23 protein-coding genes are annotated in these 25827 nt (G+C 70.9%); 10 read left to right on the top strand and 13 right to left on the bottom strand.

Annotation, left to right across the window (positions count from 1 at the left end):
- Positions 1-54: 54 nt before the first annotated feature.
- Positions 55-1275, top strand: coding sequence for an MFS transporter (locus IG08_RS0116140; RefSeq protein ID WP_030601868.1), 1221 nt, complete (start codon positions 55-57; stop codon positions 1273-1275).
- A 329-nt stretch (positions 1276-1604) separates the two neighbouring features.
- Here the strand turns inward: IG08_RS0116140 and IG08_RS0116135 are convergent, their stop codons facing one another.
- The 6 genes from IG08_RS0116135 to IG08_RS0116110 all read right to left on the bottom strand — a co-directional run bounded on the left by IG08_RS0116135 (position 1605) and on the right by IG08_RS0116110 (position 9351).
- Positions 1605-3635, bottom strand: a complete 2031-nt coding sequence (locus IG08_RS0116135) for an NAD(+) synthase (RefSeq protein ID WP_030601867.1) — start codon at positions 3633-3635, stop codon at positions 1605-1607.
- An 86-nt stretch (positions 3636-3721) separates the two neighbouring features.
- On the bottom strand, positions 3722-5290 hold the full coding sequence (locus tag IG08_RS0116130) for a multicopper oxidase family protein (RefSeq protein ID WP_030601864.1): 1569 nt from the start codon (positions 5288-5290) through the stop codon (positions 3722-3724).
- A 128-nt stretch (positions 5291-5418) separates the two neighbouring features.
- A complete protein-coding gene (locus IG08_RS0116125; protein ID WP_030601861.1) occupies positions 5419-5847 on the bottom strand; it encodes a DUF6153 family protein in 429 nt (142 codons plus the stop codon).
- 82 nt (positions 5848-5929) lie between these two features.
- Complete coding sequence (locus IG08_RS0116120) at positions 5930-7876, bottom strand: S53 family peptidase (protein WP_030601858.1); 1947 nt, start codon at positions 7874-7876, stop codon at positions 5930-5932.
- A 195-nt stretch (positions 7877-8071) separates the two neighbouring features.
- A complete protein-coding gene (locus IG08_RS0116115) occupies positions 8072-8689 on the bottom strand; it encodes a DUF305 domain-containing protein (RefSeq protein WP_030601855.1) in 618 nt (205 codons plus the stop codon).
- On the bottom strand, positions 8686-9351 hold the full coding sequence (locus IG08_RS0116110) for a DUF3105 domain-containing protein (RefSeq protein WP_030601852.1): 666 nt from the start codon (positions 9349-9351) through the stop codon (positions 8686-8688). Before IG08_RS0116110 ends, IG08_RS0116115 begins: the two co-directional genes overlap by 4 nt.
- A 352-nt stretch (positions 9352-9703) precedes the next feature.
- Here IG08_RS0116110 and glnA point away from each other — a divergent pair, with 352 nt between their 5' ends.
- On the top strand, positions 9704-11065 hold the full coding sequence (gene glnA / locus IG08_RS0116105) for a type I glutamate--ammonia ligase (RefSeq protein WP_030601850.1): 1362 nt from the start codon (positions 9704-9706) through the stop codon (positions 11063-11065).
- Positions 11066-11136: 71 nt separating this feature from the next.
- On the top strand, positions 11137-11631 hold the full coding sequence (locus tag IG08_RS0116100) for a hypothetical protein (RefSeq protein ID WP_030601847.1): 495 nt from the start codon (positions 11137-11139) through the stop codon (positions 11629-11631).
- Positions 11632-11641: 10 nt separating this feature from the next.
- Here IG08_RS0116100 and IG08_RS0116095 read toward each other — a convergent pair whose 3' ends face one another.
- Genes IG08_RS0116095 through IG08_RS0116085 form a run of 3 tightly spaced genes read right to left on the bottom strand, consistent with a single transcriptional unit; the run spans position 11642 to position 13385 of the window.
- Positions 11642-12082, bottom strand: a complete 441-nt coding sequence (locus IG08_RS0116095; RefSeq protein WP_030601844.1) for a VOC family protein — start codon at positions 12080-12082, stop codon at positions 11642-11644.
- Positions 12083-12120: 38 nt separating this feature from the next.
- The gene (locus IG08_RS0116090) at positions 12121-12633 is read right to left on the bottom strand and encodes a pyridoxamine 5'-phosphate oxidase family protein (protein WP_030601841.1); all 513 of its coding nucleotides are present in this window, start codon (positions 12631-12633) and stop codon (positions 12121-12123) included.
- On the bottom strand, positions 12633-13385 hold the full coding sequence (locus tag IG08_RS0116085) for a helix-turn-helix domain-containing protein (RefSeq protein ID WP_030601838.1): 753 nt from the start codon (positions 13383-13385) through the stop codon (positions 12633-12635). The genes IG08_RS0116090 and IG08_RS0116085 overlap by 1 nt, the downstream gene beginning before the upstream one ends.
- 160 nt (positions 13386-13545) lie before the next feature.
- On the opposite strand from IG08_RS0116085, the gene IG08_RS0116080 reads away from it, so the two are divergent.
- Both IG08_RS0116080 and IG08_RS0116075 read left to right on the top strand, forming a co-directional pair.
- Positions 13546-14391: a hypothetical protein gene (locus IG08_RS0116080; RefSeq protein WP_052424714.1), complete on the top strand. Its 846-nt coding sequence runs from the start codon at positions 13546-13548 to the stop codon at positions 14389-14391.
- An 84-nt stretch (positions 14392-14475) separates the two neighbouring features.
- The gene (locus IG08_RS0116075; protein ID WP_030601832.1) at positions 14476-17472 is read left to right on the top strand and encodes a bifunctional [glutamine synthetase] adenylyltransferase/[glutamine synthetase]-adenylyl-L-tyrosine phosphorylase; all 2997 of its coding nucleotides are present in this window, start codon (positions 14476-14478) and stop codon (positions 17470-17472) included.
- On the opposite strand, the gene IG08_RS0116070 is transcribed toward IG08_RS0116075, so the two are convergent.
- Positions 17460-18413: a DMT family transporter gene (locus tag IG08_RS0116070; RefSeq protein WP_043454399.1), complete on the bottom strand. Its 954-nt coding sequence runs from the start codon at positions 18411-18413 to the stop codon at positions 17460-17462. The two genes, IG08_RS0116075 and IG08_RS0116070, sit on opposite strands and share 13 nt — an antisense overlap.
- Positions 18414-18484: 71 nt before the next feature.
- Between IG08_RS0116070 and IG08_RS0116065 the strand changes: the two genes are divergently transcribed.
- A complete protein-coding gene (locus IG08_RS0116065) occupies positions 18485-19375 on the top strand; it encodes a LysR family transcriptional regulator (protein WP_030601827.1) in 891 nt (296 codons plus the stop codon).
- A gap of 485 nt (positions 19376-19860) precedes the next feature.
- Here IG08_RS0116065 and IG08_RS0116060 read toward each other — a convergent pair whose 3' ends face one another.
- A complete protein-coding gene (locus IG08_RS0116060; RefSeq protein WP_030601825.1) occupies positions 19861-20715 on the bottom strand; it encodes an NAD-dependent epimerase/dehydratase family protein in 855 nt (284 codons plus the stop codon).
- A gap of 118 nt (positions 20716-20833) precedes the next feature.
- Between IG08_RS0116060 and IG08_RS0116055 the strand changes: the two genes are divergently transcribed.
- Positions 20834-21682 (top strand): helix-turn-helix transcriptional regulator, encoded by an 849-nt coding sequence (locus tag IG08_RS0116055; RefSeq protein WP_030601822.1) that lies wholly within the window; start codon positions 20834-20836, stop codon positions 21680-21682.
- A gap of 28 nt (positions 21683-21710) precedes the next feature.
- Here IG08_RS0116055 and era read toward each other — a convergent pair whose 3' ends face one another.
- Positions 21711-22661, bottom strand: coding sequence for a GTPase Era (gene era / locus IG08_RS0116050; protein ID WP_043454397.1), 951 nt, complete (start codon positions 22659-22661; stop codon positions 21711-21713).
- A 162-nt stretch (positions 22662-22823) separates the two neighbouring features.
- Here era and IG08_RS0116045 point away from each other — a divergent pair, with 162 nt between their 5' ends.
- Genes IG08_RS0116045 through IG08_RS0116035 form a run of 3 tightly spaced genes read left to right on the top strand, consistent with a single transcriptional unit; the run spans position 22824 to position 24869 of the window.
- Positions 22824-24146 carry an ammonium transporter gene (locus tag IG08_RS0116045; RefSeq protein WP_030601815.1) on the top strand — a complete coding sequence of 441 codons (1323 nt, stop codon included), beginning with the start codon at positions 22824-22826 and terminating at the stop codon, positions 24144-24146.
- Entirely contained in the window at positions 24143-24481 is a 339-nt protein-coding gene (locus IG08_RS0116040) for a P-II family nitrogen regulator (protein ID WP_030601813.1), read from the top strand. The genes IG08_RS0116045 and IG08_RS0116040 overlap by 4 nt, the downstream gene beginning before the upstream one ends.
- 13 nt (positions 24482-24494) lie before the next feature.
- Complete coding sequence (locus tag IG08_RS0116035) at positions 24495-24869, top strand: hypothetical protein (RefSeq protein WP_030601810.1); 375 nt, start codon at positions 24495-24497, stop codon at positions 24867-24869.
- Here the strand turns inward: IG08_RS0116035 and IG08_RS0116030 are convergent.
- The gene (locus tag IG08_RS0116030) at positions 24784-25800 is read right to left on the bottom strand and encodes a WxL protein peptidoglycan domain-containing protein (protein WP_030601807.1); all 1017 of its coding nucleotides are present in this window, start codon (positions 25798-25800) and stop codon (positions 24784-24786) included. The two genes, IG08_RS0116035 and IG08_RS0116030, sit on opposite strands and share 86 nt — an antisense overlap.
- Between the last annotated feature and the right edge of the window lie 27 nt (positions 25801-25827).

Raw genomic sequence — 25827 nt, 5'->3', positions numbered from 1 at the left:
GAACTTAAGCTTGGTTACGGAACTCCGCTCTCCCCTGAAAGGCTCGGCCCCTTCATGCCCCTGGCCCTGCTCGCTCTGGCCGTCGGCGCTTTTGGTATCGGCACAACCGAATTCGTGATGATGGGGCTGCTGCCCGATGTTGCGGCTGACCTGCACATCTCGATCCCCGAGGCCGGTCACCTCGTCTCCGCGTACGCGCTGGGCGTGGTGATCGGCGCCCCGCTGCTCGCCGCGGTCACCGCGCGCATGTCCCGCCGGACGGTCCTCATCGGCCTGATGGCACTCTTCATCGCGGGCAACGCGCTGTCCGCCTTCGCCCCCGACTACCACTGGCTGCTCGCGGCCCGCTTCGTCAGCGGCCTGCCGCACGGTGCGTTCTTCGGCGTGGGAGCCGTTGTCGCTACGACGATGGTGGCGCCGGAGCGCAAGGCTCGGTCCGTCTCCCTGATGTTCCTGGGGCTGACCGTCGCCAACATCGCGGGCGTACCCGTCGCCACGCTCATGGGGCAGCACCTGGGCTGGCGGGCGACGTTCCTCGGCGTCAGCGCGATCGGGCTGGCGGCGATAGCGTCGTTGGCGCTGCTGATCCCGCACGACCACGCGCACGCGCCGGCCGTGGGCCTGCGCGGGGAGCTGGCGGCGCTTCGCTCCCTTCCCGTCTGGCTGGCACTCGGCACGACGGTCGCGGGCTTCGGTGCCCTGTTCTCCGCGTACAGCTACATCACACCGATGCTCACGGACGCCGCCGGGTACGCCGACGGCAGCGTGACGTTGCTGCTGGCGCTGTTCGGGGTCGGTGCGACGGTGGGCAACCTGGCGGGCGGCCGGCTGGCGGACCACTCGCTGCGGGGGACGCTGTTCGGGGGGCTGGCGTCTCTGGTCGCGGTCCTGGCGCTGTTCCCGCTGCTGATGCGCGCGGAGTGGAGCGCGGCGGTCGCCGTGGTGCTGCTGGGTATGGCCGCGTTCGTGACCGGGTCGCCGCTGCAGATGATGGTGATGGAGAAGGCTTCGGCGGGCCCGTCCCTGGCCTCCTCGGCCAACCAGGCCGCGTTCAACCTGGCGAATGCCGGGGGCGCGTGGATCGGTGGGCTGGCGCTGGCCGCGGGGTTCGGGGTTACGTCTCCGGCGGTTGCGGGCGCGGTGCTCGCGGTGCTGGGGCTGGGCGTCGCGGGGGTCGCGGCCATGGTCGACCGGCGGCGAGTCGTCGTACCGGCCGGGCGGGAGCGTCTGGTCGCGGCGCACCTGCCGGAGCATGCGGAGGCGGTGCGGTCCTGAGGTGCGGGTGAGGGGGATCTCGGGGGGTGGGGATCTCGGGTGGTGGGGATCCGTCACGCGGTGACTTGTCGATGCCGGTCCAGGTAATTCAAGCCCGTCCGGCGCGTGATGTTTTCGCCCCCGCCGCCCCTACCCGTCCCATCCTTCTGGGGCTCCGCCCCAGACCCCGCTCCTCAAACGCCGGAGGGGCTGGATTTGCCGGAGGGGCTGAGTTTTCGCCGGCCGGTGTATTTCAGCCCGTCCGGCGTTTGAGGACGAGGCCGTTCAGGCCGACATCGGGGGTCTGGGGGCGGCAGCCCGCAGGGACGCGCACCCCCACTCACCCGCAGCTACATGTCGAAGCGGGCAAGATCCCGCAGCCACGCGGTCGCCGAGCTGTCGGACGGCGCCCGCCAGTCACCGCGCGGCGAGAGTGAACCCCCGGCCGACACCTTCGGCCCGTTCGGCATCGCCGACCGCTTGAACTGCGCGAACGCGAAGAACCGACGGCAGAAGACCTCCAGCCAGCGCCGGATCTCCGGCAGCTCGTACGCCACCCGCTTGGCCTCGGGGAACCCCGGCGGCCAGGCGCCGCCCTCCACGTCGTGCCACGCATGCCACGCCAGGAACGCGATCTTCGACGGCCGGAACCCGTACCGCAGCACATGGAACAGCGTGAAGTCGTGCAGCGCGTACGGCCCGATCTTGGACTCGGTGGACTGCATCTCCTCGCCCGGCACCAGCTCCGGGCTGATCTCCGTGTCGAGGATCGCGGCGAGGATCTTGCCGGTCTCCTCGTCGAACTGGCCGCTGCTGATGACCCACCGGATCAGGTGCTGGATCAGCGTCTTCGGCACACCGGAGTTGACGTTGTAGTGGCTCATCTGGTCGCCCACGCCGTACGTGGACCAGCCGAGCGCCAGCTCCGACAGGTCACCGGTGCCGAGCACGATGCCGCCGCGCTGGTTGGCGAGCCGGAACAGGTAGTCGGTGCGCAGGCCCGCCTGCACGTTCTCGAAGGTGACGTCGTACACAGGCTCGCCGGACGCGAACGGGTGGCCCATCTCCTTCAGCATCAGCCGCGCGGTCGGCGTGATGTCCAGCTCGGCCGCGGTGACGCCGATCGCACGCATCAGCGCGTGGGCGTTGTCCTTGGTGTGGTCGCTGGTGGCGAAGCCGGGCAGCGTCCAGGCCAGGATGTCGCTGCGCGGTCGGCCCGCGCGGTCCATCGCGCGGGCGGCGACGATCAGCGCGTGCGTGGAGTCGAGGCCGCCGGACACCCCGATGACCACCTTCGGGCCGCCGATCGCCGCCAGTCGCTGCTGGAGGCCCTCGACCTGGATGTTGTACGCCTCGTAGCAGTCCAGGGCGAGACGCTCGGCGTCGGCCGGCACGAACGGGAAGCGCTCCAGGCGCCGGCGCAGCCCCAGGTCGGTGAGCGGCGGATCGAGCTCGAACCCGACCGTCCGGAAGTCGTCGGTCCGCCCGCGGTGCGTACGGCGGTTGTCGTCGAACGTGCCCATCCGCTGCCGCTCCTGCCGCAGCAGGTCGAGGTCCACGTCGGCGATCGCGTACTCGTCGCCGAGCGGGAACCGCTCGGTCTCGGCCAGCAGTGTGCCGTTCTCGAAGACCATGGCCTGGCCGTCCCAGGACAGGTCGGTGGTCGACTCGCCGAGGCCGGCCGCCGCGTAGACGTACGCGGCGAGGCAGCGGGTGGACGCCGAGCGGCACAGCAGCTTGCGGTCCTCGGCCCGCCCGACCGTGATCGGGCTGCCGGAGAGATTGACGAGGAGGGTCGCACCGGCGAGGGCCGCCTCGGCGCTGGGCGGCACCGGCACCCACATGTCCTCGCAGATCTCGGCGTGCAGCACGAGCCCGGGGACGTCCTGGGCCGCGAACAGCAGATCCACGCCGAACGGCACGGCCTCCCCGCCGACGCGGATCGACCCGCCGCGCTCGTCGGCGCCGTCGGCGATCTGCCGACGCTCGTAGAACTCCCGGTAGTTCGGGGGATACGACTTGGGCACGGCACCGAGGACGCGGCCGCGGTGCACGATCACCGCGCAGTTGTAGATCCGGTTGCGGTGGCGCAGCGGGGCACCGACGACCAGGAGCGGCAGCAGGTCCGCCGACCCGGCCACCACCTCCTGGAGCGCCTCCTCGACCTGATCGAGCAACGCGTCCTGCAGCAGCAGGTCCTCGATCGAGTAGCCGCACAGCCCCATCTCCGGGAAGACGGCGACGGCGACACCCTCCTCGGCGCATCGGCGCGCGTGGCGCAGGACAGCTTCGGCGTTGGCATGCGGGTCCGCGATGACGGTGTGACCCGTACATGCGGCGACGCGTGCGAAGCCGTGCTGATAGATCGACCAGAAGTTCAAGTCAGGCACGGGCTCAGTGTAATCGTCAGAGCGACGCGATGGGTGGTGCGGGGTGCGGGGCACCCCACGCCCCGCACCCTGCGCCCTCAGCTCCGGTAACCCAGCACCGTCATCATTCCTGCCTCCGAGTGATAGACGTTGTGGCAGTGGATCATCCACAGCCCTGGATTGTCGGCGTCGAAGTCGACCGTGAGCGTGCCGTTGGGCAGCACGATCGCCGTGTCCTTGCGCGGGCCTCCCAGCACGTTGGCCAGGCCGAAGGTGTGGCCGTGGAGGTGGAGGGGGTGCCACATGGTCGTCGAGTTGGAGAACTCGAGCCGGACCCGCTCACCGGCCCGCACCGGGTGCCGCTGCCGGGCGGTGTACGGCTTCTTGTCGAACGCCCAGTTGTACTTGGCCATACCGCCGGTCAGCCGGATCCGGATCGTCCGGTCCGGTTCCTTCGACGGGAGTGTCACGGACTCCGCCGCCCTCAGCTTGTCCGCCGTCAGGAGCTTTCCGTCCAGTTCCTTCGGGCGCACGGACGCGGCGGGTGCGGTACCCCCGCCGGTGCGCAGCAGTGCCATCGCCGACGCCTTCTTGCCCTCGGCGAGTGCGGTCAGCGGGAAGACGCCGTCCCCGGCCGTCACCAGGACGTCGTACCGCTCGCCCATGCCCAGCAGCAGCGCGTCCGTCTTCGCGTGCCGCACCGGGAAGCCGTCCGTGTGCGTCACCGTCATCTCGTGCCCGCCGAGGGCGACCCGGAAGGCCGTGTCCCCACCGGCGTTGATCAACCGGATCCGGATCCGGTCCCCGGGACGGGCGCGGAAGACCGAAGGGGCCTTCGCCGTACGCCCGTTGACCAGGTAGTACGGATACGCGACATCGCCGGCGTCCCCGCCCAGCAGCTCGCTCTCGGCGCCCATCAGCATGCGGGAGGGGCCGGAGGGGGAGGCGTCCTCGGACATCGACATCCCCGACATGTCGTGGCCCTCGTGGCCGCCACCGCCGCCCATGCCGCCGCTCAACTCCTTCAGCACCGCGTCCGGCGTCGACCCGTCCACTCCGTCGACCCAGTCGTCGAGCACGACCACCCACTCACTGTCGTACGAGAGGGGCTCCTTGGGGTCCTCGACGATCAGCGGTGCGTACAGCCCGCGGTCCTGTTGCACGCCCGAGTGCGGGTGGAACCAGTACGTGCCCGCCTGCGGCACCTTGAAGCGGTAGGTGAACTCGGCGCCGGGCTTGACGGGGGGCTGGGTGAGGCCGGGGACGCCGTCCATGTCGTTGCGCAGGGCGAGGCCGTGCCAGTGCAGGGAGGTGGCGTCGGGGAGGTGGTTGGCGAGGGTGAGGGCGAGGGTGTCGCCGGCGGTGACGCGGACCTCCTTGCCGGGCAGCTCACCGCCGTACGCCCAGGACCTGACGGTGCGTTCGCCGAGGTCGAGCGAGCTCGCGGCGGCGGTGAGCCGGACCTCGCGGACCGCGCCGTCGGCGGTGCGCTTCTTCTCGGCGGCGGCGACCTCCGCGCCCACCGGATCGACGTAGCCCTGGGGTGTGCTTGCCGTGGAGCCGCTGTGGCCCGAGTGGCCGCCCGAGCCGGAGCAGGCGGCCAGGATTCCCGTCCCTGTGACGGCGATCGATGCGCCGAGTACGGAGCGGCGCGTGGGAGTACGCATGACTTACGGACACCTCGTCGTGAGTTGCTGGTGAAAGGCCTGGACGCATCTGCTGCTTCTGGTACACCGCTCGCGGCGCGGAGGTTCCCACTCGGCGGAGGGCATACCGAAACAGCCGGTGCGCAGGCCTAGATGCGCAGCACCGACAGACGGGACAGGAGGCGTCTGGGAGGGGGAGGGTTGGGCCACAGGGCCCGGAGCAGGCGCGTGAGAGAGGGCGGGCGGAGGTGCCCCGGCCGCGTGCCACCGAGCGCCGTCGAGAGCAGGAGTACGAGCGTGAAGGCGCCCAGCACCGCCAGGCACATGGACGACGGGTCCATGCCGTCCATCGGAGGCCGCTCGGAACTCGCCGCCGGCGCATGCCCCTCAGGCATCACGACCGACTCGTGCATCACGACCGACTCGTGCATCACGACCGACTCAGGCATCGCGACTGACGAATGAGCCCCAGAACCGTGCTCCGAAGGATGCCCCAGCGTGTGCATCGTCACGACCCCGAGGAGCAGCACGGCGAACAGCAGCAGCCGCCCGTACGTCGCTCTCCTCGATCCGGTCATGCCCGGCACCCTACCCCCGCCGGGTATACGAGCGCGCCCGCCCTCCCGAAGGGAGAGCGGGCGCACACCTGCCGAGCGGGACTCAGCGACGGCGGTACGACTCGACGTAGCCGCCCGCGGGCGTACCCACGCCGGTGACGTCGTCGTAGCCCTTCACCGCGGACAGCGAGCTGTCCTTGCCGAGGGAGCGGACGGAGGTGATCAGACCCTCCGACGCGTCATAGCCGTTGGTGAAGTCGACGCGGGCGACCCCCAGGCCGGAGCCCGTCGGGTTGTCCGTGACGTCGTGGTAGGCCTTCGAGCCGTACCTGGCGTAGATCGACGGGTTGGCGAAGCCGATCGCCTTGCCGCCGCGCGCCTCCTGGGCCAGGGCCTGGACGGCCGCGATCACCGGAGAGGCCAGCGAGGTGCCGCCGATGCGGTACTCGCTGTACTGCTGCGACCCGTCCGGGAAGGTCTGCGTCTGGCCGACCTTGAAACCGGTGTTCGGGTCGGCGATCGCGGAGATGTCCGGGACGACGCGGTTGCCGGCGGCGCTGTTGGCCGTGGCGAGCGCGTTCGGGACGACACCCTTCTGGTAGAAGGGCTCGGCGACCGTCGCACTGGTGCCGCCGCCCGCACCCGAGGTGAACGCGCCGGGGAAGTCGGTCCAGCTCTTGCCGTCGTCGGACAGCACGGCCTTGTCGGTGCCCCAGCCGGTCTCCCACAGGTACGTGTCGCCCTTGCCGACGGCCAGCGAGGTGCCGCCGACCGCCGTCACCCACGCCGAGTTGGCCGGGGTGTCGACCTGCTTCGTCCCGGTGTTGGCGACCTCGTCGCCGTTGTCGCCGGAGGAGAAGTAGAAGCCGATGCCCTCGACCGCGCCCAGCTGGAAGACCTGGTCGTAGGCGGCCGCGAGGTCCGGCGTCTGGTTGGCCTCGATGTCGCCCCAGGAGTTGGAGACGAGGTCGGCCAGGTGGTTGTCGACGATCTTGCCGAGCGAGTCGAGCAGGTCGTCGTCCATGCAGGACGAGGCGCCCACGTACGTGATGCTCGCGGCCGGCGCGACCGCGTGCACGGCCTCGACGTCGAGGGTCTCCTCGCCGTACCAGCCGGCCGCGTTGCACTCGTCGGCGGCGGTGTGCGTGTACTTCTTGGGCAGGACCTGGCGCAGCTGGCCGCTGGTGTAGGCCGCGTCGCCGTGCTTCTTCGCGTAGGTGGCCGCGTCGTAGGCGATGGTCGGGGAGGCGTACGCGTCGGTGATGGCGACGCGGACCCCCTTGCCCGTGTAGCTGCCCGCACCGTAGGCGGCGCGCAGCTGCTTGCCCGTGTAGCCCTGCACGGCGTACGGGATCTTGCCGCCATAGGCGTCCGGCAGCGTGCTCGCGACGTTCGAGCCGTAGTACGAGGAGAACGGCCCGGCGTTCTTGAACACGGCGTCCGGCGGCGGCAGCTGCTCCTTGGAGCTCGCCTTGTGCGGCGCGTTGTCCAGGCCGGTCACGGTCAGGACGGCGCCGTTGAGGCTGTCCGGCGCGGAGGCCGCCCTGGCGGGCGCGCGGTAGGTCTTCGACCCCTTGGTGTAGTTGTGCAGCTGGGTGCCGAACGCCTTCTCGGCGGCGGCCACGTCACCGCTGACGGCGACATAGTGCTGCGTGACGTCCGTGACCTTCAGGCCGGCGGACGTCAGCCAGGACTTCACCGCGGTCACCTGGGCGGCCGTAGCGCCGAAGCGGGCCTGCGTCTGCGCGGCGCTCAGGTACTTGCCGTACGACGCCGAGGCCGGGTCGGACACGGCCTTCGCGTACGCGGCGAGACCGGCCGCGTCCTGACCGGCGAGGTAGACCCGGGCGGAGACCTGGGAGCTGTCGGACGTGGCGCCCTTGTCGGCCTTGGTCGTGGCCCATGCCGGCTTGGTGCCCGCGAGTGTGTCCCGGCCCGGGTTGTCCGCGGCGTGCGCCGCGGGTATGCCGAGCGCCAGCGCGCCCGCGAGCATCGGCAGTGTCGCCGCCATGCTCACCCCGGCGCGCACCTTGGCGCGGTTGGATCTCATGGAACCCCCTGTGCGGTTCGTGGACGAGTGGATCACTCGACGGTGGTCACTCTTGCGATGAACCGTTCATGCCAGGGGAATGCGCATGCCAAGAAGAGCTCAATTAACCTAATGACAAGGCCATTTGAGGGTTAACCCGCTATGAAGGTCATTTCAGGGATAACCCGCTACGGGCGTCGGACGAGGGTTAACCCTCTATGAACGCGGTTTCGCGCCCCGCTCCTTCAACATGCCCGTCATCAGGGAGATCTCCGACTGCTGCGCGTCGACCATGCCTTGCGCGAGCCGTTTCTCCACGCCGACTGTGCATTTATCGACACAGCCCTCGGCCATGTGGATGCCGCCCTTGTGATGGTCCGTCATCAGCTGCAGATAGAAGATCTCGGCCTGTTTGCCGTTCAGCTTCTCCAGCTTCTTCATCTCGTTGTCGGTCGCCATCCCCGGCATCAGCGACCCGTCCCCGGCCGAGGGCGCGTCACCCATGTCCATCCACGTCATCGGCGGATCGGCCGACACCTTCGGCAGCCCCCACAGGTCCAGCCAGCCGATCAGCATCCCGCGCTGGTTCGCCTGCGTCTGCGCGATGTCGTACGCGAGGCGCCGCACCTCCACGTCGTCCGTACGGTCGCGCACGATGTACGACATCTCGACCGCCTGCTGGTGGTGCACCGCCATGTCGCGCGCGAAGCCGGCGTCCGCGGAGTCGGCGGAAGGGGCGCCCTGGGAGCCGCCGTCCTCGGCGACGGCATAGGTGATCGCGCCGCCCGCGACGAGTACGCCCGCCACGGCCACGGCGACTCCGGCGAACCTCACTGCGACAGACCACCCGTGCACGCCGCGCCCGGCTCGGGCGTCTGCTCGCCCTGCACGAACTTCTCGAAGAACTTGTCGACGTTCGGGTCGTCCGCGCCCGTCACCGTGCGCTGGTTGCCCCACGCCGTGAGCATGATCGGATCCGCCTGCTTGTCGTCCGGGCTCATCAGCGTGTACGGCGTCTTCTTCACCTTCTCCGCCAGCGCGGCGACGTCCGCCTTCGACGCCTTGCTGGTGTACGTCACCCACACGGCGCCGTGCTCCAGCGAGTGCACGGCGTTCATGTTGTTGATCGCCTTGGTGTAGACGTCGCCGTTGCAGTTCATCCAGACCTTGTCGTGGTCACCGCCCACCGGGGGCTCCACCGGGTACTTCACGGTCTTGGTGACGTGGGTCTGGCTGAGCTTCGTCGACCAGGTCTTCACGCCGTCCTTGCCCGTGACGAAGCGTCCCGTGTTCTTGGAGTCGGCCGCCGTGCTGCTGTCGTCGTCCGACTGCGACCGCACGAGGACGACCCCACCGGCGACGAGACCGGCCACGACGACCACGCTCGCGGCGATGGTGAGGATCCGGTTGCGGCGCTCACGGGCCTGCTCGGCGCGCCGCATCTCCTCTATGCGCGCCTTACGTGTCGCGTTGCTGCTCTTGTTGGCGGTGCCCATGAGGTGTGTCCTTCTAGGGGGGAAAGAGTGCCGGTCGGGTTCGCCGATCGTAGTGGGGGAGGCGTGGTCTCTCGTAGGGCGGGCACAGGAATGGCCGAAGATCGGGTACCGGCGGAACCCCGCCGCGCGATGTTGCGGGGCGCCCGGCATTACGGATGTCGGTCCGAGCAGGCAAGATGGTCGGCAGAGCAGTACATCTGCCCTACGCCAGGCGTTCACGCCGAGGTCGGCCGGGCGATCAAGGTGCGCAACGCGCATGAAATGCTGTTGTGGTGTGATGCTCAGGTGCCCGACCGCCTCCTGCGGGACAGGGAGACAGGCGGCCTGACCAGCAAGGATGGGGAAGCGGAAGATGGACAAGCAGCAGGAGTTCGTGCTCCGGACGTTGGAGGAGCGTGACATCCGGTTCGTCCGGCTGTGGTTCACGGACGTGCTGGGCTTCCTCAAGTCCGTGGCCGTGGCCCCGGCCGAGCTGGAGCAGGCGTTCGACGAGGGCATCGGCTTCGACGGCTCGGCGATCGAGGGCTTCGCCCGTGTATACGAGTCCGACATGATCGCCAAGCCGGACCCGTCGACCTTCCAGGTCCTGCCGTGGCGCGCGGAGGCCCCCGGCACCGCCCGGATGTTCTGCGACATCCTCATGCCGGACGGCTCCCCGTCCTTCGCGGACCCGAGGTATGTGCTGAAGCGGGCCCTGGCCCGGACGTCCGACCTGGGCTTCACCTTCTACACCCACCCGGAGATCGAGTTCTTCCTGCTGAAGGACCGCCCGCTGGACGGCTCGCGCCCGACGCCCGCCGACAACTCCGGCTACTTCGACCACACCCCCCAGAACATCGGCATGGACTTCCGCCGCCAGGCGATCACCATGCTGGAGTCGATGGGCATCTCGGTCGAGTTCTCCCACCACGAGGGCGCGCCGGGTCAGCAGGAAATTGATCTGAGGTACGCGGACGCACTGTCCACGGCCGACAACATCATGACGTTCCGCCTGGTCATGAAGCAGGTGGCGCTGGAGCAGGGCGTCCAGGCGACCTTCATGCCGAAGCCGTTCTCCGAGCACCCGGGCTCGGGCATGCACACGCACCTCTCGCTCTTCGAGGGCGACCGGAACGCCTTCTACGAGTCGGGCGCGGAGTACCAGCTCTCCAAGGTCGGCCGCTCCTTCATCGCGGGCCTGCTGAAGCACGCGGCGGAGATCGCCGCCGTCACCAACCAGTGGGTGAACTCCTACAAGCGCATCTGGGGCGGCTCCGAGCGCACGGCGGGCGCCGGCGGCGAGGCCCCCTCGTACATCTGCTGGGGCCACAACAACCGCTCCGCCCTGGTCCGCGTCCCGATGTACAAGCCCGGCAAGACCGGCTCGGCCCGCATCGAGGTCCGCTCGATCGACTCCGGCGCCAACCCGTACCTGGCGTACGCGATGCTCCTGGCCGCCGGCCTCAAGGGCGTCGAGGAGGGCTACGAGCTCCCGCCCGGCGCCGAGGACGACGTCTGGGCCCTCTCCGACGCCGAGCGCCGCGCGATGGGCATCGAGCCCCTGCCGCAGAACCTGGGCGAGGCGCTCACCCTGATGGAGCGCAGCGACCTGGTCGCCGAGACGCTGGGCGAGCACGTCTTCGACTTCTTCCTCCGCAACAAGCGGCAGGAGTGGGAGGAGTACCGCTCGGAGGTCACCGCGTTCGAGCTGCGGAAGAACCTGCCGGTTCTGTAGCCACAGGCACAGCCCCGCGCCCCTTTCGGGCGCGGGGCATAATGCCCGTATGAACTCGATCCGAAAGGGCGATGCCGCGTAGGCGCCCCGGCGCGCTGCGCGCCTCCCGGCAGCTCCGCCACCGTCCGCGCGGGTGGGACACCCCCGCCCCGGACCGCATCCACGGCCTCTCGGCCCGTACCAGCCTCGCGATCCACCGGTACGAGGCACTCTCGGGCGACTACTACGTCTTTCCCGGCGTCACCGATCGCGCCTTGCGGCGGTACCGGGCCTTTCTGAGCCCGCCGGGACGCAGGCCCCGTTACCCGTATCTGGACGACTGCTCCTGCCGGGGCTGTTCTCTCCTGGACGTCCGGCACGCCCGCGACACGCTCGACACGGCCGTGCGGAACCTGCCCCCGCGGGCCCGTGCCGAGCTGGGGCGGCTGGTCGCGTCGCTGGACGCCGACTACCTCGCCCGCACCCTGCCGGATCCGTTCGTCGACGCGCGCCGGAAGTGGCGTCCCCGCGTGTGGTGGTACCGCCGCATCGAGGGCTGCCGTCACACCCAGAGCGGGGACACCTGACCCGCCGGGCTCACTCTCCTCGGGCAGCCAGATCCGCCAGCAGCTGGTGCAGCGGCTCCGTCTCGCGGCGCTTGTACTCCTGGATCGCCCAGCCGTTGCCGTCCGGGTCCTTGAAGTACATGAAGGTCGCGCCGTCCTGCGGGGCGAACTGCACCGGCTCGCTCACGTCGAGCCCCCGCGCGGTGAGCTCGTCGTAGGCGGCCTTCGCGTCCGTGACGCACAGCTGGAGGCCGTGGTAAGTACCCGGCTTCGGCATCCCTGTCGGGACCTCGAGGCCGGCGGCCAGGGCGATCGAACAGCCGGAGCCGGGCGGGGTCAGCTGGACGATCCGGACGCCCTCCATCACCTCGCCGTCGAGGTCCACGTGGAAGCCGACCTTGTCCCGGTAGAACTCCTTGGCCCGGTCCACGTCCGAGACCGGCAGCAGGACCACTTCGAGGCTCATCTGCATGGCTGATTCCCCTGTTCGTAGGACTCCGTTGTCGTACGTCAGTCGAACCGCCAGCGCGTCTGGCTGAACGGCTCCCCCTTACCGAAGCCGAAAACCGTGCGCGGCGCCACCGCGAAGACGGCGGCGCGTCCAGGACCGTGGTGGAAATACCCCTCCCGTACCTCGAAGTGCCAGAAATCGCCGTACTTGGCCTCCCACGCGGCGGCCAGCTCCCGCAGCCTGCCCTCGTCGGACACGCGCACCGCCTCGCCCTCCACCACCAGGTCGTACCCCTTGTCCCAGATGTTGGTGCCGGTGGTCAGCGCGACGTGCGGGTTCTCCGCGAGATTGCGGGCCTTGCGCTCCTCGGGCCCGGTGCAGAAGTGCAGCGCCCCGTGCGTCCACACCGCGGGCAGCGGTGTCACATGCGGTCGCCCGTCCGGTCGTACCGTCGAGATCCAGAACAGCTCGGCGGCGGCGAGCAGTGACTGGGCGTCGGCCCAGGGGGTCGCGGTGGCGTCGGCGTCGCTGTAGCGGGGGTCGAGACGGGCCTCGGGTTCCTTGTCGGTCATCAGTAGCCTCCAGATGCCGCCGCCTCGGGGAACACACGGGCCACCGCGGCGGTACGGCTCGACACACCCAGTCTGCCGAAGGCGTTCTCCAGATGCTTGCGGACGGTGCTGGGGGAGACGGAGAGCTGTTCGGCGATCTGCGGGGTGTTCAGGCCGAGGGCCACGCAGCGCAGGACGTCGAGTTCGCGGTGGGTGAGGCGGACCGGTGGCCTTCGGCGGTCGGCGGCCTCCCGGTAGATGGCGTACACGTGGGGTGCCATCAGGTGCAGCGTGGTCATCTCGTGATCGGTGAACGGCTTCGGGTCCTCACGGAAGAACTGGAAGACGCGCGTGCGGTTCGGGGCGGTGGGCAGGGTGATGGTCGCGATGCTCTTGATCGGAGCGATGAACTCGGTGTAGATCGCCAGGTTCGTCAGCCGGCGCACCGACATGAAGTCCGTCAGCTGCGTGGTCTCGGGGCTGCTGTGCGGCCGCGACACCTGGAGGCACAGCAGATGCTGGTGGCGCCAGCGCCAGTAGCCGTCCACCGATTCCGCGCCCGGGTCGTCCGGGTCGGTGTCCTGCTGGTTGAGGGAGCGCCGGGTCGGGATGTCCGTCTCCGAGAAGCTGGCGCAGTCGGCGTCGACGAGCTGTTGCAGACCGAAGAGCAGGGACTTCGGGGGCACGCCGCCCGAGAGATCCTGCCGGGCCTCGTCCAGGACGTCGGCCATGTGCCGCAGATGGGCCTCGGCTGTCGTATGCGGTGGGGTCATGTCGGCCTCCCGGGGCCGATTCGCTGCCTGACACGACGCTACGCCCCGCTCGGGCGCACGGCCGCGGGATTCGCCAAATGACGAATGGGCTATGGCCGCCGACGGATGGACTGTCGAGGCAGGCAGCCACCCGGGCTGCCGGACAAGCCGGAGGCATCCGATGCGTACCCGTCCACACCCGCACCGGCCCGCAGTCCTCGTCGCGGGCGCCCTCCCCCTGTTAGCCGCCCTGCTGGCCACCGGCTGCGACACCCCCTCCACCGCGGCAGCCGACGCGGCCTTCTCCACGGTCAGGTTCACCCTCGGTCCCCGCGGCGACATCCAGGTCTACGGCGTCTCCCGCGAGGCGGTCTCCGAGGCCGGGTCCTACGCGGTGCCCCATGGCCGCGCGTACCCGTTCGACCGGCCCGCCGACAAGCTGCTCGTGGTGCTGCGTCACTGGCCACAGCCGGAGCGGGCCTCGCGCGCGTCGGCGCCCCGGATGGTGATCCCGGAGGACGAGCCCGCGACCGAGACCGGATTCCTGGTCGACACCGCGGACTGGACCTCGGCCGAGCTCGACGGGCAGCCCTTGCAGTGGCTGCGCCGCGACACCCTCCGCGTCGACGCCACGAACACCGACGCCGACGACCTCACCCGCCTCACCCTGTCCGGACCGCACGGGGGTCGGCCCGGACAGCCCACGCCGCCGCCGGACAACCGTGCCTGCGAAGGGCTCGACCCTTCCCTGAACCGGCACGTGGTGCTCCCGGAGGTCGAGCCGGGCGCGGCCGTCGCGGACGTGCTGGCGCGGCTGCGGAAGCAGTGCCTCGACGTCCGGTACGCCACGGCGGCCGGCGGCGTCCGGCCGGGCACCGTGCAACGGATCGTCGTGCCGATCGCCGGCCGGCAGACCGGGCCGGCCGTCCTGCCGCCCTTCGACGGCGTCGCCGTCCCGGACCGCATGCCGGGCGACACCGTGCTCACCGACCCGTCCCGCCCGGTCACGGTGACGGTGAACCGCTGAATCCACTCGCCCGCCCCGGCGCTTCTCCCAAGGTCTCCGGTTACGCTCAAGCGCATACGACCTTGATCGGACGGGAGGCCGGGGATGACGGCGCCGGGGCGCAGGAGCAGTACCTTCTCGCGGCTGCTGCGGCACGGCTTCACCGATCCCTCGGCCGCCGAGCGGCTGCTGGAGAGCCCGGAGCTGGCACCCGTACGCGACGACCCGGTGCTCCTGGAGGCACTGGGCGCGACCGCCGATCCCGACCTCGCGCTGCACGGTCTCGTACGACTCCTCGAAGCCCAGCCCGGCCACAGCGCCTGGCGCGAGCTGCTCGACACGGTGATAGCGGCCAAGCCGCTGCGCGACCGCCTGCTCGGTGTGCTCGGGGCGTCCGCCGCGCTCGCCGACCATCTCGCCCGGCACCCGAGCGACTGGCAGGCGCTCGTGATGTACGAGCCGCGGGACCTGCACCCAGGGGTGGAGGAGTTCGAGCGGGGGCTGGCGGAAGCCATCGACCCCGTTTCCCTGCGCGTCGCCTATCGCCGCTGCCTGCTGTCCATCGCCGCCCGTGACGTGTGCGGCACCACCGACATCGCCGAGACCGCCGCCGAGCTCGCCGACCTCGCCACCGCGACCCTGCGCGCCGCCCTCGCCATCGCCCGCGCCGCCGCGCCCGACGACGCGGCGCTGTGCCGGCTCGCGGTCATCGCGATGGGCAAGTGCGGCGGCCACGAGCTGAACTACGTCTCCGACGTCGACGTCATCTTCGTCGGCGAGGCCGTCGCCGGCGCCGACGAGGGCAAGGCCCTCAGGTCCGCCACCAAGCTCGCCTCGCACCTGATGCGCATCTGCTCCGAGACCACCGTCGAGGGCTCCATCTGGCCCGTCGACGCGAACCTGCGCCCCGAGGGCAGAAACGGTCCGCTGGTGCGCACGCTCAGCAGCCACCTCGCCTACTACCAGCGCTGGGCCAAGACCTGGGAGTTCCAGGCGCTGCTCAAGGCCCGCCCGGTGGCCGGCGACATCGAGCTCGGCGAGGAGTACGTCAGCGCCCTCGAACCCCTCGTCTGGAAGGCCGCCGAGCGCGAGAACTTCGTCCCCGACGTGCAGAAGATGCGGCGCAGGGTCGTCGAGAACATCCCGGTCGCCGAGATCGAACGCGAGCTGAAGCTCGGCCCGGGTGGCCTCAGGGACGTCGAATTCGCCGTACAGCTCCTGCAGTTGGTGCACGGACGGACCGACGCCTCACTCCGGAGCGGCACCACGCTCGACGCGCTGCAGGCACTCGCCGCCGGCGGCTACGTCGGCCGCACGGATGCCGTCCAGCTCGACGACGCCTACCGCTTCCTGCGCTCCATGGAACACCGCATCCAGCTCTACCGGCTGCGCCGCACCCACCTCGTCCCCGAGGACGAGGCCGACCTGCGCCGCCTCGGCCGCTCCCTGGGCCTACGCACGGAACCGGTGACCGAGCTGAACCGCGAGTGGAAACGGCACGCCTCCGTCGTACGACGCCTGCACGAGAAGCTCTTCTACCGGCCGCTGCTCGACGCGGTCGCCCAACTCGGTCCCAGCGAGGCCCGGTTGAGCCTCGAGGCGGCCCGGGAACGGCTGGTCGCGCTCGGGTACGCCGATCCGGCCGCCGCCCTCAGGCACCTGGAAGCACTGGCGTCCGGGGTCACCCGCAAGGCCGCGATCCAGCGAACTCTGCTGCCCGTACTGCTGGGTTGGTTCGCCGACTCGGCCGACCCGGACGCCGGTCTGCTCAACTTCCGCAAGGTGTCGGACGCGTTGGGCAAGACCCCTTGGTATCTACGGCTGTTGAGGGACGAGGGCGCGGCCGCCGAGAACCTCGCGCGTGTACTGTCCGCCGGCCGGCTCGCCCCCGACCTGCTGATGCGCGCCCCCGAGGCGGTGGCGCTCCTCGGGGACGGCGACGGCGGTGGACTGGAGCCGCGCGGGCGGGCCCAGTTGGAGCAGGAGATCCTCGCCGCGGTCGGCCGTGCCGGGGGTGCCGTGCAGGCGGTCACGGCGGCGCGCGGTGTCCGACGCCGCGAGCTGTTCCGCATCACCGCCACCGACATCGTCAGCTCCTACGGCACCGAGGCCCAGCCGGCCGAGGCCGACCAGGGCGCGCTGGTGGACCGGGTCGGCAGTGCCGTCTCCGACCTGACGGCGGCGACCCTCGCGGGCACCCTGCGCGCGGTGGTGCGGGACACCTGGGGCGACACCCTGCCGACCCGGTTCGCCGTCATCGGCATGGGCCGGTTCGGCGGCCACGAACTCGGCTACGGCTCCGACGCGGACGTCCTGTTCGTGCACGAACCGCGCGACGGCGTGCCCGAGCAGGCGGCCTCCGAAGCCGCCAACAAGGTCGTCTCCGAGATGCGCCGCCTGCTGCAGATCCCGAGCGCCGACCCGCCGCTCCTCATCGACGCCGACCTGCGCCCGGAGGGCAAGTCCGGGCCGCTCGTACGGTCGTTGAACTCCTACGAGGCCTACTACCGCCGCTGGTCCCTGGTGTGGGAGTCGCAGGCCCTGCTGCGGGCCGAAGTCGTCGCGGGGGACGAGGACTTGGGGAGCCGTTTCATCGAGCTGATCGATCCGTTGCGGTACCCGGCGGAGGGGCTCGGGGACGACGCCGTACGGGAGATCCGGCGCATGAAGGCCCGCATGGAGTCGGAACGGATGCCGCGCGGCGCGGACCCGAAGCTGCACACCAAGCTCGGGCCCGGCGGGCTGTCCGACGTCGAATGGACCGTGCAGCTGCTGCAGTTGCACCACGGGTGGGTGGAGCCCGGCCTGCGGACGACGCGGACCCGGGAGGGCCTCGCCGCCGCGTGCGCGGCCGAGCTCATCTCCGGCGAGGACGCCGCGATCCTCGACGAGGCGTGGGTGCTGGCCACCCGGGTGCGCAACGCGGTGATGCTGGTCCGGGGCCGGGCGGGCGACACCTTCCCCTCGGATCCGCGTGAACTCGCCGCGGTGGGGCGGTACTTGGGGTATGACCCCGGGCACGTGGGGGACATGCTGGACGACTACCGGCGGACGGCGCGCAGGGCCCGGGCTGTGGTCGAGACGCTGTTCTACGGGGCGTAGAGCTCGTTGTTCTTCGGCTGCGGCGCCGTTGGGGTTGAGCGCGCCCGCGCGGCGGTAGCCGCAAATCGAACACAGCCCCGCGCCCCTCTGGGGCGCGTCATCGCCACCCCTGTCAGTACGACCGCCATGCCGACCAGCACCCGGATCCCGACCTGTTCGTCCAACAGCAGCGCACCCAGCGCCACCGAGACGACCGGGAGCAGGTAGCCGACCGTCGCCGCAGTGGTCGCGCCCTCGTCGGCGATCAGGCGGTAGTTGAGGTAGAAGGTCACGCCGGTGCCGAGGATGCCCAGGGCCGTGACCGCGAGGAGCGCGGTGAGGTCGGCCTCCAGTGGGCCCGCGACCGGGAGGGACAGGGTGGTCCAGCCGGTCGCCATGAGCAGCTGGGCGGCGGACATCGCCATCGGGGCCTGCTTGTCCGTGAGTTTGCGGGCCATGTACGCGAAGGCCACGGCGTAGCTCGCGGCGGCGGCCAGCAGGGCGAGCGCGCCCCAGGTCAGCAGGCCCGAGCGGTGCCAGGGGGCGAAGATCAGCACCGTACCGGCGAAGCCGAGGAGCAGGCCGGTCAGGCGTACGGGGTGCAGTCCGCGGTCCGTGCCGAGGAGCACGCCGATCAGCAAGGACCACAGGGGCGTTGTGGCGTTCAGGACGCCCGCGATGCCGGAGTCGAGGCTCTGCTCGCCCACCGCGAACAGGGCGAACGGGATCGCGTTGCAGAACAGCGCGGCCACGACCAGATGGCCCCAGGTGGCGCGCGAGCGGGGCAGCCGCTGGCCGGCCGAGCGGGCGAGGACCAGCAGGGTCGCCGTGCCCAGGGCGCAGCGGACGATGGTGATCTGGGCGGGGGAGAGGCCGTGGTCGAGGGCGAGCTTGATCCAGAGGAACCCTGAGCCCCACAGGAGGGCGAGGGCGGCCATGCGGAGTGTGGAGGCGGGCTGCATGTCTCCACACTGCCCGGACCGACTCATCAGGACAAGTGAAAAGTAGTGCAGGCACCATTAAGCTGGAGTACATGCTTGATGTGCGACGCATGCAGATGCTGCGGGCCGTGGTGTCCAGCGGCTCCGTGACCGCGGCGGCGGCCCGCCTCGGCTACACGCCCTCCGCGATCAGCCAGCAGGTCGCGGCGCTGGAGAAGGAGGCCGGGACCGAGCTGTTGGAGCGGGTGGGGCGGGGCGTACGGCCCACGGCCGCGGGGCTGTTGCTCACCGAGCACGCGGACGCGATCGCCCGCCAGGTCGGCGAGGCCGAGACCGCCCTCGCCGACCTGCTCGCCGGGCGCACGGGCCGACTGTCCGTGCGCTACTTCGCCACGGCCGGCGCCGCCCTGGTCGCCCCCGCGGTGGCCCGGCTGCGGACGGAGCACCCCCGCGTCCAGATCGAGCTGAAGCTGATCGACCCGGAGGACCCGCTGCCGGACGTGCGGGAGGGCCGGGCGGATCTGGCGCTGGTGGTGGGGCCGCAGGCAGCGGCGCACGAAGGCGTACGGCTGCTGCACCTGCTCGACGACCCGTACCTTGCCGTACTGCCGAAGGGGCACCCTTTGGCGACACGGCGGACTCTTGAGCTGGCTGAACTGGCCGAGGAGCCCTGGGTCGGCAGCGAGTGGCCCGGCCCCTGCCTGGACGCCCAGCTCGCCGCCTGCGAGGCCGCCGGGTTCCGCCCGCGCTTCGTCGTGGACAGCGAGGACTACGTCACCGCGCAGGGGTTCGTGGCGGCGGGGCTGGGCGTGACCCTGATTCCGCGGCTGGGGCTGGGCGGACGGCATCCGGACGTCGTCGTACGACAGCTTCGGGCGCCGGAGCCGACCCGGTCGATCCATGCCGCCGTACGGGAGACGGCCCCGCCGCAGCCGGCGCTGGAGGCGTTCGTCGAGGCGCTGCGGGTGGCGGCCGGGGGCTGAGGTTGTCATGCCTGCGGCGCGCTGCGCGGGTTCGGTGGGGGTGCGCGTAGCGCCTGCGGTTCGGTGGGTGGGTCGGGGCCGGGGCGGGGGGTGTCCGTCCTCGGTCGGGCGGTGCTGTCTGCTGGGGATGTGCTCGGAACCGGACGCCCGCCACTGCGGGCGGACACCCCCCGCCCCGTCCCCTTCCCGCCGCGGGCGACCGGGCGCCCACGCCCGCGCCCGGGTTGCTCGCCATCGGCGACTGGTGCTCATGCTCGTGCCGGGTTGCTGCCGTCGGCGGCTGACGCTCACGCCCGCGCCGGGTTGCTGACCATCGGCGGCTGACGCTCACGCCCGCGCCGGGTTGCTCGCCATCGGCGGCCGCGGCAACGCCGTTCTTTAGGGGCGCGGGGAACTGCGCGACCAGCCACGATGGCGCCGCAGACGCCCTACGACCTCGCCCGGCACCGCAGATGGCGCCGGGCGACTGGCCCCCGGGCCCTGATTCAGAGTGCGCCGGCGTCCCTGGCCGCGTAGACGCTGGGGTACAGCGGCCGGTAGCCCAGCTCGCGGCGGATGCGGTCCGTGGAGGTGATGACGAACCACGGGTCGGGATCGGTGCGGTCGTACAGGGCGGCGGGGACCTCGACCCCGTTGAGCTGGTGCAGTTCGACCGCCGTGACGGGGGCGTCGTCGGCGATGTTGTAGATCCGGCCGGCGATGCCCGGCGCGTGCAGGATGCGCAGCAGGCCCTGGGCGACGTCCGCGTGGTGTCCCATCTGCAGGCGTTGGGCCGCCGCCCAGTTCGCGGCCCACATCAGCGACTGGGCGAGGTGCGGGTCGCCCTCGCCGTAGACGAAGGGGAGCCGGGCGACGCGGACGTCCAGGCCGTCCAGCGCGAGCAGTTCCCGTTCGGCCGCCGCCTTCGACTCGCCGTACGCACCCCACATCGCACCGCCGGGCCGGATCTCGTCCTCCTCGGTCAGCGGGCGGCCACGCCCGAGGCCGTACACCAGCCCCGTGCTGACCTGCACGAAACGCCGTACGCCGGAAGCCAGTGCCGCCCGGCCCAGCTCCACGGCCGCGTCCCGGTTGACGGCCCACGCCTCCTCGTCCGGCACGCCGCGGAAGGCCGCCGCGACGTTCACCACCGCGTCCACTCCGGCGACCGCCTTGCCGAGCGTCTCCGTGTCCCGCAGGTCCCCGAGCACGACCTCGGCGCCCAGTTCGGCGAACCGCTCTCCCCGGGCCTCGTCCCGCACCAGGACCCGCACCCGCTCCCCCGGCCGGCGCTGTGCCAGCAGCCTCGGTACGAAGCGCCGACCGACCTGCCCTGTCACACCCGTCACCAACGTCAGCATGTTCTGCTCCTCTCGTTGCGACCAGCTTTGGACGAGGTCGCGGGGAGCGGGAGAGACCTCCCGATCAGGGGATCGACAGTCCCTGGATAAGCCGGGCGGGGTGCCGCAGGCTGGAGGGGTGAACCGAGCCGAACTCGCCGACTTCCTGCGCCGTGGCCGTGCCCGCCTGGACCCGTCCGACGTGGGCCTCGCGTCGGGCCCCCGGCGCCGCACACCGGGCCTGCGGAGGGAGGAGGTGGCGTCGCTCGCGGGCATGTCCGTGGACTACTACACCCGCCTGGAACAGTCCCGGGGCCCGCGCCCGTCCCGCCAGATGCTGACGGCACTGGCCCGCGCCCTGCGCCTGACGGACGACGAACGGGACCACCTGTTCCACCTGACCGGCGAGGAGCCACCGCGCCGCGATTCGCCGTCGGCGCACGTACGTCCGGGTCTGCTGCTGGTCCTGGACCGGTTGCACGACACCCCGGCACAGGTGGTGAGCGACATGGGTGACGTCCTGGCGCAGAACGCGATGTCGAGGGCGCTGGCCGGGGACGCGTTCGCCCGCCCGCCCCGGGAGCGCAACCTGACCCGCCGTTTCTTCCTTGACCCGGCGGCGCGGGAGTTGTTCCCACCCGAGGACCTGGCCGAGCACGCCCGCTCCCAGGTGGCCAACCTGCGCGCGGTGACAGCCGCCCGCCCCGACGACCCGGAACCGGCCGCGCTGGTGGCCGAACTCCTTTCGTCCAGCGAGGAGTTCGCGTGTCTGTGGGACGAGCACGAGGTGGCGTTGCGCCGCTCGTCGACGAAGCGCTTCCGGCATCCACTGGTGGGGCTACTGGAACTGGACTGCGAGGTCCTGCTCAGCCACGAACACCAGCAGCTCCTGATCGTCCACACGGCCCGCCCGGGCACGGAGTCCTACGAGCGACTGCAACTGCTGCGGGTGGTGGGCTTGCAGGACATGTCACTGAGCGAGCCATGAGGCCGTTCAGGCCGACAGCGGGGGTCTCTCAGAACCCAAGCTTCCGCAACTGCCGAGGATCCCGCTGCCAGTCCTTCGCCACCTTCACATGCAGGTCCAGGAACACCGGCGTACCCAGCAGCGCCTCGATCTGCTTGCGCGACTTGATCCCGACCTCCTTCAGACGCTTGCCCTTGGGGCCGATGATGATGCCCTTCTGGCTGGGCCGCTCGATGTAGACGAAGGCGTGGATGTCGAGGAGCGGCTTGTCGGCGGGGCGGTCCTCGCGAGGCAGCATCTCCTCCACCACGACCGCGATGGAGTGCGGAAGCTCGTCGCGGACACCCTCCAGCGCGGCCTCCCGGATCAGCTCCGCGATCATGATCTGCTCGGGCTCGTCGGTGAGGTCGCCCTCGGGGTACAGCGCCGGCCCCTCCGGCAGCAGCGGTACGAGCAGGTCGGCCAGCAGGTCCACCTGCGTGTCCTTGACCGCCGACACCGGCACGATCTCGGCCCACTCGAAGCCGAGCTCCTTGCCGAGCTGGTCGATCGCGATCAGCTGCTCGGCCAGGGTCTTCGAGTCCACCAGGTCGGTCTTCGTGACGATCGCGATCTTCGGCGTCTTCTTGATCGACGCCAGCTCCTTCGCGATGAAACGGTCACCGGGACCGAGCTTCTCGTTCGCGGGCAGACAGAAGCCGATCACGTCGACCTCGGCCCAGGTCGTACGGACGATGTCGTTGAGCCGCTCGCCGAGCAGCGTGCGCGGCTTGTGCAGCCCAGGGGTGTCGACCAGGATCAGCTGGGCGTCCGGCCGGTGCACGATCCCCCGCACCGTGTGCCGCGTCGTCTGCGGCTGGTTCGCGGTGATCGCCACCTTCTGGCCGACCAGAGCGTTCGTAAGGGTGGACTTGCCCGCGTTGGGGCGGCCCACGAAGCAGGCGAAGCCGGCGCGGTGGGGTGCCGCGGACGGCTCGGATGACTGGCTGCGAACGCTCATGCCGCCCATTCTCCCTGATCCACAGAGCCCCGCCGCACAAGCGTCCGCCCATCCGCGACGCCGTGAGCTTCCGGAAACCCTCACGCAACGAAACCTCGTGGAAACACCCTCGTGCGCAACCGGAAACGCGGGCCGGTGAATCTCTGACGAGCCCCCACCTCGATGGAGACGACCGTGATCCTCGCCGCCGCAAGCGTCGACACCGGCGACACCGCCTGGCTGCTCGCCGCCACCGCCCTGGTCCTGCTGATGACCCCGGGCCTCGCCCTGTTCTACGGCGGCATGGTCCGCACGAAGAGCGTCCTCAACATGCTGATGATGAGCTTCGTGTCGATCGCCCTGGTCACGGTGGTGTGGCTGGCGGCCGGCTACTCCCTCGCGTTCGGCGACGACGCCTTCGGGGGGCTCATCGGCGGGCTCCAGCACGCCGGCATGGCGGGCCTCGGCCCCGACAGCGTCCAGGGCACCGTCCCCACCCTCCTCTTCGCCACCTTCCAGCTCACCTTCGCGATCATCACAGCCGCGCTGATCAGCGGCGCGATCGCGGACCGGGCGAAGTTCGGCGCGTGGCTGGTCTTCGTGCCGGTCTGGGCCCTGCTCGTATACGTTCCCGTCACCCACTGGGTCTGGGGTCCGGGTGGCTGGATCCTGGACGGGCTCGGCGCACTCGACTTCGCGGGCGGCCTCCCCGTCGAGATCACCTCCGGCGCCTCCGGCCTCGCGCTCTGCCTGGTCCTCGGCCCACGGCTGGGCTTCAAGAAGGACGCGATGCGCCCGCACAACCTCCCCATGGTCATGATCGGCGCCGGTCTCCTCTGGTTCGGCTGGTTCGGCTTCAACGCCGGCTCGGCCCTCGGCGCCAACGGCCTCGCCGCCGCCGCGTTCCTCAACACCCTCGCCGCCGGCTGCACCGGCCTGCTCGGCTGGCTCTTCGTCGAGCAGAAGCGCGACGGCCACGCGACCACGCTGGGCGCGGCGTCCGGCGCGGTCGCGGGCCTGGTCGCGATCACCCCGTCCTGCGGCTCGGTCTCGCTCCTCGGCGCGCTCGTCGTCGGCCTCGCCGCGGGTGTCGTCTGCTCCTACGCCGTGAGCTGGAAGTTCAAGCTCAACTACGACGACTCGCTCGACGTCGTCGGCGTCCACCTGGTCGGCGGAATCGTCGGCACGGTCCTGATCGGCGTGTTCGCGGCAAAGGAGATGACCGGCGGCCCCGAGGGGCTCCTCTACGGCGGCGGGCTCACCCAGCTCGGCAAGCAGCTGGTGGCCGTGGTCGCCGTAGGGGCGTACGCCTTCCTGGTGACGTACGGGATCGGCAAGCTGCTCGACAGGACGCTGGGCTTCCGCGCGAGCGAGGAGCAGGAGCAGACCGGCCTGGACCTTACGGTGCACGCCGAGACGGCATACGATCACGGCGTCCTGGGCCACGGTGCCCCGGTCGGCGCGTCCTCCCTCCCCTCCGCCCAGAAGGTCAAGAGCCAGGCATGAAGCTCATCACCGCGATCGTCAAGCCGTACCGCCTCGACGAGGTCAAGAACGCCCTCCAGGAGATGGGCGTGCACGGACTGACCGTGACCGAGGCCAGTGGCTACGGGCGTCAGCGCGGCCACACCGAGGTGTACCGCGGCGCCGAGTACCAGGTCGACCTGGTCCCCAAGGTCCGCATCGAGGTCGTCGTCGACGACGCCGACTCGGACGCGGTCATCGACGCGCTCGTCAAGGCCGCGCGGACCGGGAAGATCGGCGACGGCAAGGTGTGGGCGCTGCCCGTCGAGACCGTCGTACGCGTGCGGACGGGCGAGCGCGGCCCGGACGCGCTCTGAGACGGGGGCCGGTGTGAGCGGGGGGACGTCCGGTGAGTGGTACGTACTCATCGAGGCGGACTACGGCCTCGAACACCAGTGGCGTCTCGAGAAGAAGATCCACGTGGAGGGCGGGCGCGAGCAGACTGTCGCGCGCGCCCGGGAGCTGTGCCTGAGCCATCGTGACGGGGGCTTCTTCAACGAGGAGCACGGGCGCCAGGTGTTCCGGCTCTCCGAGACGAGCTGGCTCGTCGAGCTCTCCAAGGCGAGTTGGGACGAGAAGAGCGAGGAGTCCCGGGTCTACCCGGCAGGACTCCTCCGGATCAGCGTCGCGGAGCTTGAGACGACACGCGAAGCGCCTCCCGCGGTTCCCCCGCCGGGGCGTCGTTCGCGCTGGTCACGCTCCTAGCCGCGGCTCGCGCCCGCCGCGCCCTGATCAGCAGCACGACCCCCAGCACCAGGACGACGGCCAGGACCGCCGCCAGCAGCCACGGCAGCGCGAAGAACGACGCGCTCGCCGACTCGCGGGTGTCCTTCGCGCTCGCCGTCAGCGTCACCTCGCCCCAGTCGAACTGCGGGGCGCCCCGCCATGGCTCGCTGAGCCGCACCCGCTGGCCGGGCAGCAGCTCGGAGGGGATCTTCGCGAGGTCGCGGGCGAGGAGCGTACGGCCGAAAAGGCCCGTCGCGCGCAGCTCCACCTTCGGGTCGAGGGTGACATTGCCGGTGTTGTGCAGGGTGTAGGAGATCGTCGCCGTGCTGTCGCCGAAGCCGGGGACGAGGGGCTGGTGGTGGATGACGCGGACGTCCTCGACGGCGACGGCCGGGAGCGTGGGCCCGCCGACCCGAAGGTAGACACGGGCCGCGACGGCCCGCTGCACACCGAGCGCGACGGAGCCGTCGCCCCGGTCGATCCGCTCGTCCAGCGCCACCAACGCGCCGGGATGGTCGCCGGGTTCGGCGCCCTCGGGCACCCGGAGCGTGAAGGGGACAGTGACCTTGCCGTGTGCGGGAACCTTGACCCTGGCCTTCGCGGGCTTCGCCCACACTCCCACTCCGCGCTGCTTCTCCTTGAGGGTCCGTACGGCGAACCCGCCGTCGCGCGCGGTGTTGTAGGCGTCGGCCGCGTACAGCCGGAAGGTCAGTGGCTTCCCCGTCTTGTTGGCGACGACCACCTTGTCCTCGATGGTCTGCCCGGGGTCGGCAGAGAGGTAGAAGTACGGGCGCGTGGCGACTTTCGTGGAGATGGGGTAGACGGACCAACTGCCGTTGTCGGCGGCGTGTGCGGGCGCGGCGAGCAGGCTCGCCAGCAGGCCCAGCAGGAGGACGTACAGCTTGCGCATGGGTGCGGACCCCCACGGACATCGGCG

Origin of the sequence: Streptomyces fulvoviolaceus, assembly GCF_000718165.1 — a bacterium.
GTDB classification, from domain to species: Bacteria; Actinomycetota; Actinomycetes; order Streptomycetales; family Streptomycetaceae; genus Streptomyces; species Streptomyces fulvoviolaceus.
This window is presented reverse-complemented; position numbering and strand designations above follow the sequence as displayed.

Bases quoted from the DNA above. Each gene is read 5' to 3' on its own strand.
- IG08_RS0116060 (WP_030601825.1), bottom strand. From the start codon at position 20,715: ATGCTGACGTTGGTGACGGGTGTGACAGGGCAGGTCGGTCGGCGCTTC.
- IG08_RS0116030 (WP_030601807.1), bottom strand. From the start codon at position 25,800: ATGCGCAAGCTGTACGTCCTCCTGCTGGGCCTGCTGGCGAGCCTGCTC.
- IG08_RS0116125 (WP_030601861.1), bottom strand. From the start codon at position 5,847: ATGACCGGATCGAGGAGAGCGACGTACGGGCGGCTGCTGCTGTTCGCC.
- IG08_RS0116085 (WP_030601838.1), bottom strand. From the start codon at position 13,385: ATGACCCCACCGCATACGACAGCCGAGGCCCATCTGCGGCACATGGCC.
- IG08_RS0116065 (WP_030601827.1), top strand. From the start codon at position 18,485: ATGCTTGATGTGCGACGCATGCAGATGCTGCGGGCCGTGGTGTCCAGC.
- glnA (WP_030601850.1), top strand. From the start codon at position 9,704: ATGGACAAGCAGCAGGAGTTCGTGCTCCGGACGTTGGAGGAGCGTGAC.
- IG08_RS0116095 (WP_030601844.1), bottom strand. From the start codon at position 12,082: ATGCAGATGAGCCTCGAAGTGGTCCTGCTGCCGGTCTCGGACGTGGAC.
- IG08_RS0116070 (WP_043454399.1), bottom strand. From the start codon at position 18,413: ATGCAGCCCGCCTCCACACTCCGCATGGCCGCCCTCGCCCTCCTGTGG.
- IG08_RS0116130 (WP_030601864.1), bottom strand. From the start codon at position 5,290: ATGCGTACTCCCACGCGCCGCTCCGTACTCGGCGCATCGATCGCCGTC.
- IG08_RS0116140 (WP_030601868.1), top strand. From the start codon at position 55: ATGCCCCTGGCCCTGCTCGCTCTGGCCGTCGGCGCTTTTGGTATCGGC.
- era (WP_043454397.1), bottom strand. From the start codon at position 22,661: ATGAGCGTTCGCAGCCAGTCATCCGAGCCGTCCGCGGCACCCCACCGC.
- IG08_RS0116100 (WP_030601847.1), top strand. From the start codon at position 11,137: ATGCCGCGTAGGCGCCCCGGCGCGCTGCGCGCCTCCCGGCAGCTCCGC.
- IG08_RS0116080 (WP_052424714.1), top strand. From the start codon at position 13,546: ATGCGTACCCGTCCACACCCGCACCGGCCCGCAGTCCTCGTCGCGGGC.
- IG08_RS0116110 (WP_030601852.1), bottom strand. From the start codon at position 9,351: ATGGGCACCGCCAACAAGAGCAGCAACGCGACACGTAAGGCGCGCATA.
- IG08_RS0116045 (WP_030601815.1), top strand. From the start codon at position 22,824: ATGGAGACGACCGTGATCCTCGCCGCCGCAAGCGTCGACACCGGCGAC.
- IG08_RS0116090 (WP_030601841.1), bottom strand. From the start codon at position 12,633: ATGACCGACAAGGAACCCGAGGCCCGTCTCGACCCCCGCTACAGCGAC.
- IG08_RS0116075 (WP_030601832.1), top strand. From the start codon at position 14,476: ATGACGGCGCCGGGGCGCAGGAGCAGTACCTTCTCGCGGCTGCTGCGG.
- IG08_RS0116120 (WP_030601858.1), bottom strand. From the start codon at position 7,876: ATGAGATCCAACCGCGCCAAGGTGCGCGCCGGGGTGAGCATGGCGGCG.
- IG08_RS0116040 (WP_030601813.1), top strand. From the start codon at position 24,143: ATGAAGCTCATCACCGCGATCGTCAAGCCGTACCGCCTCGACGAGGTC.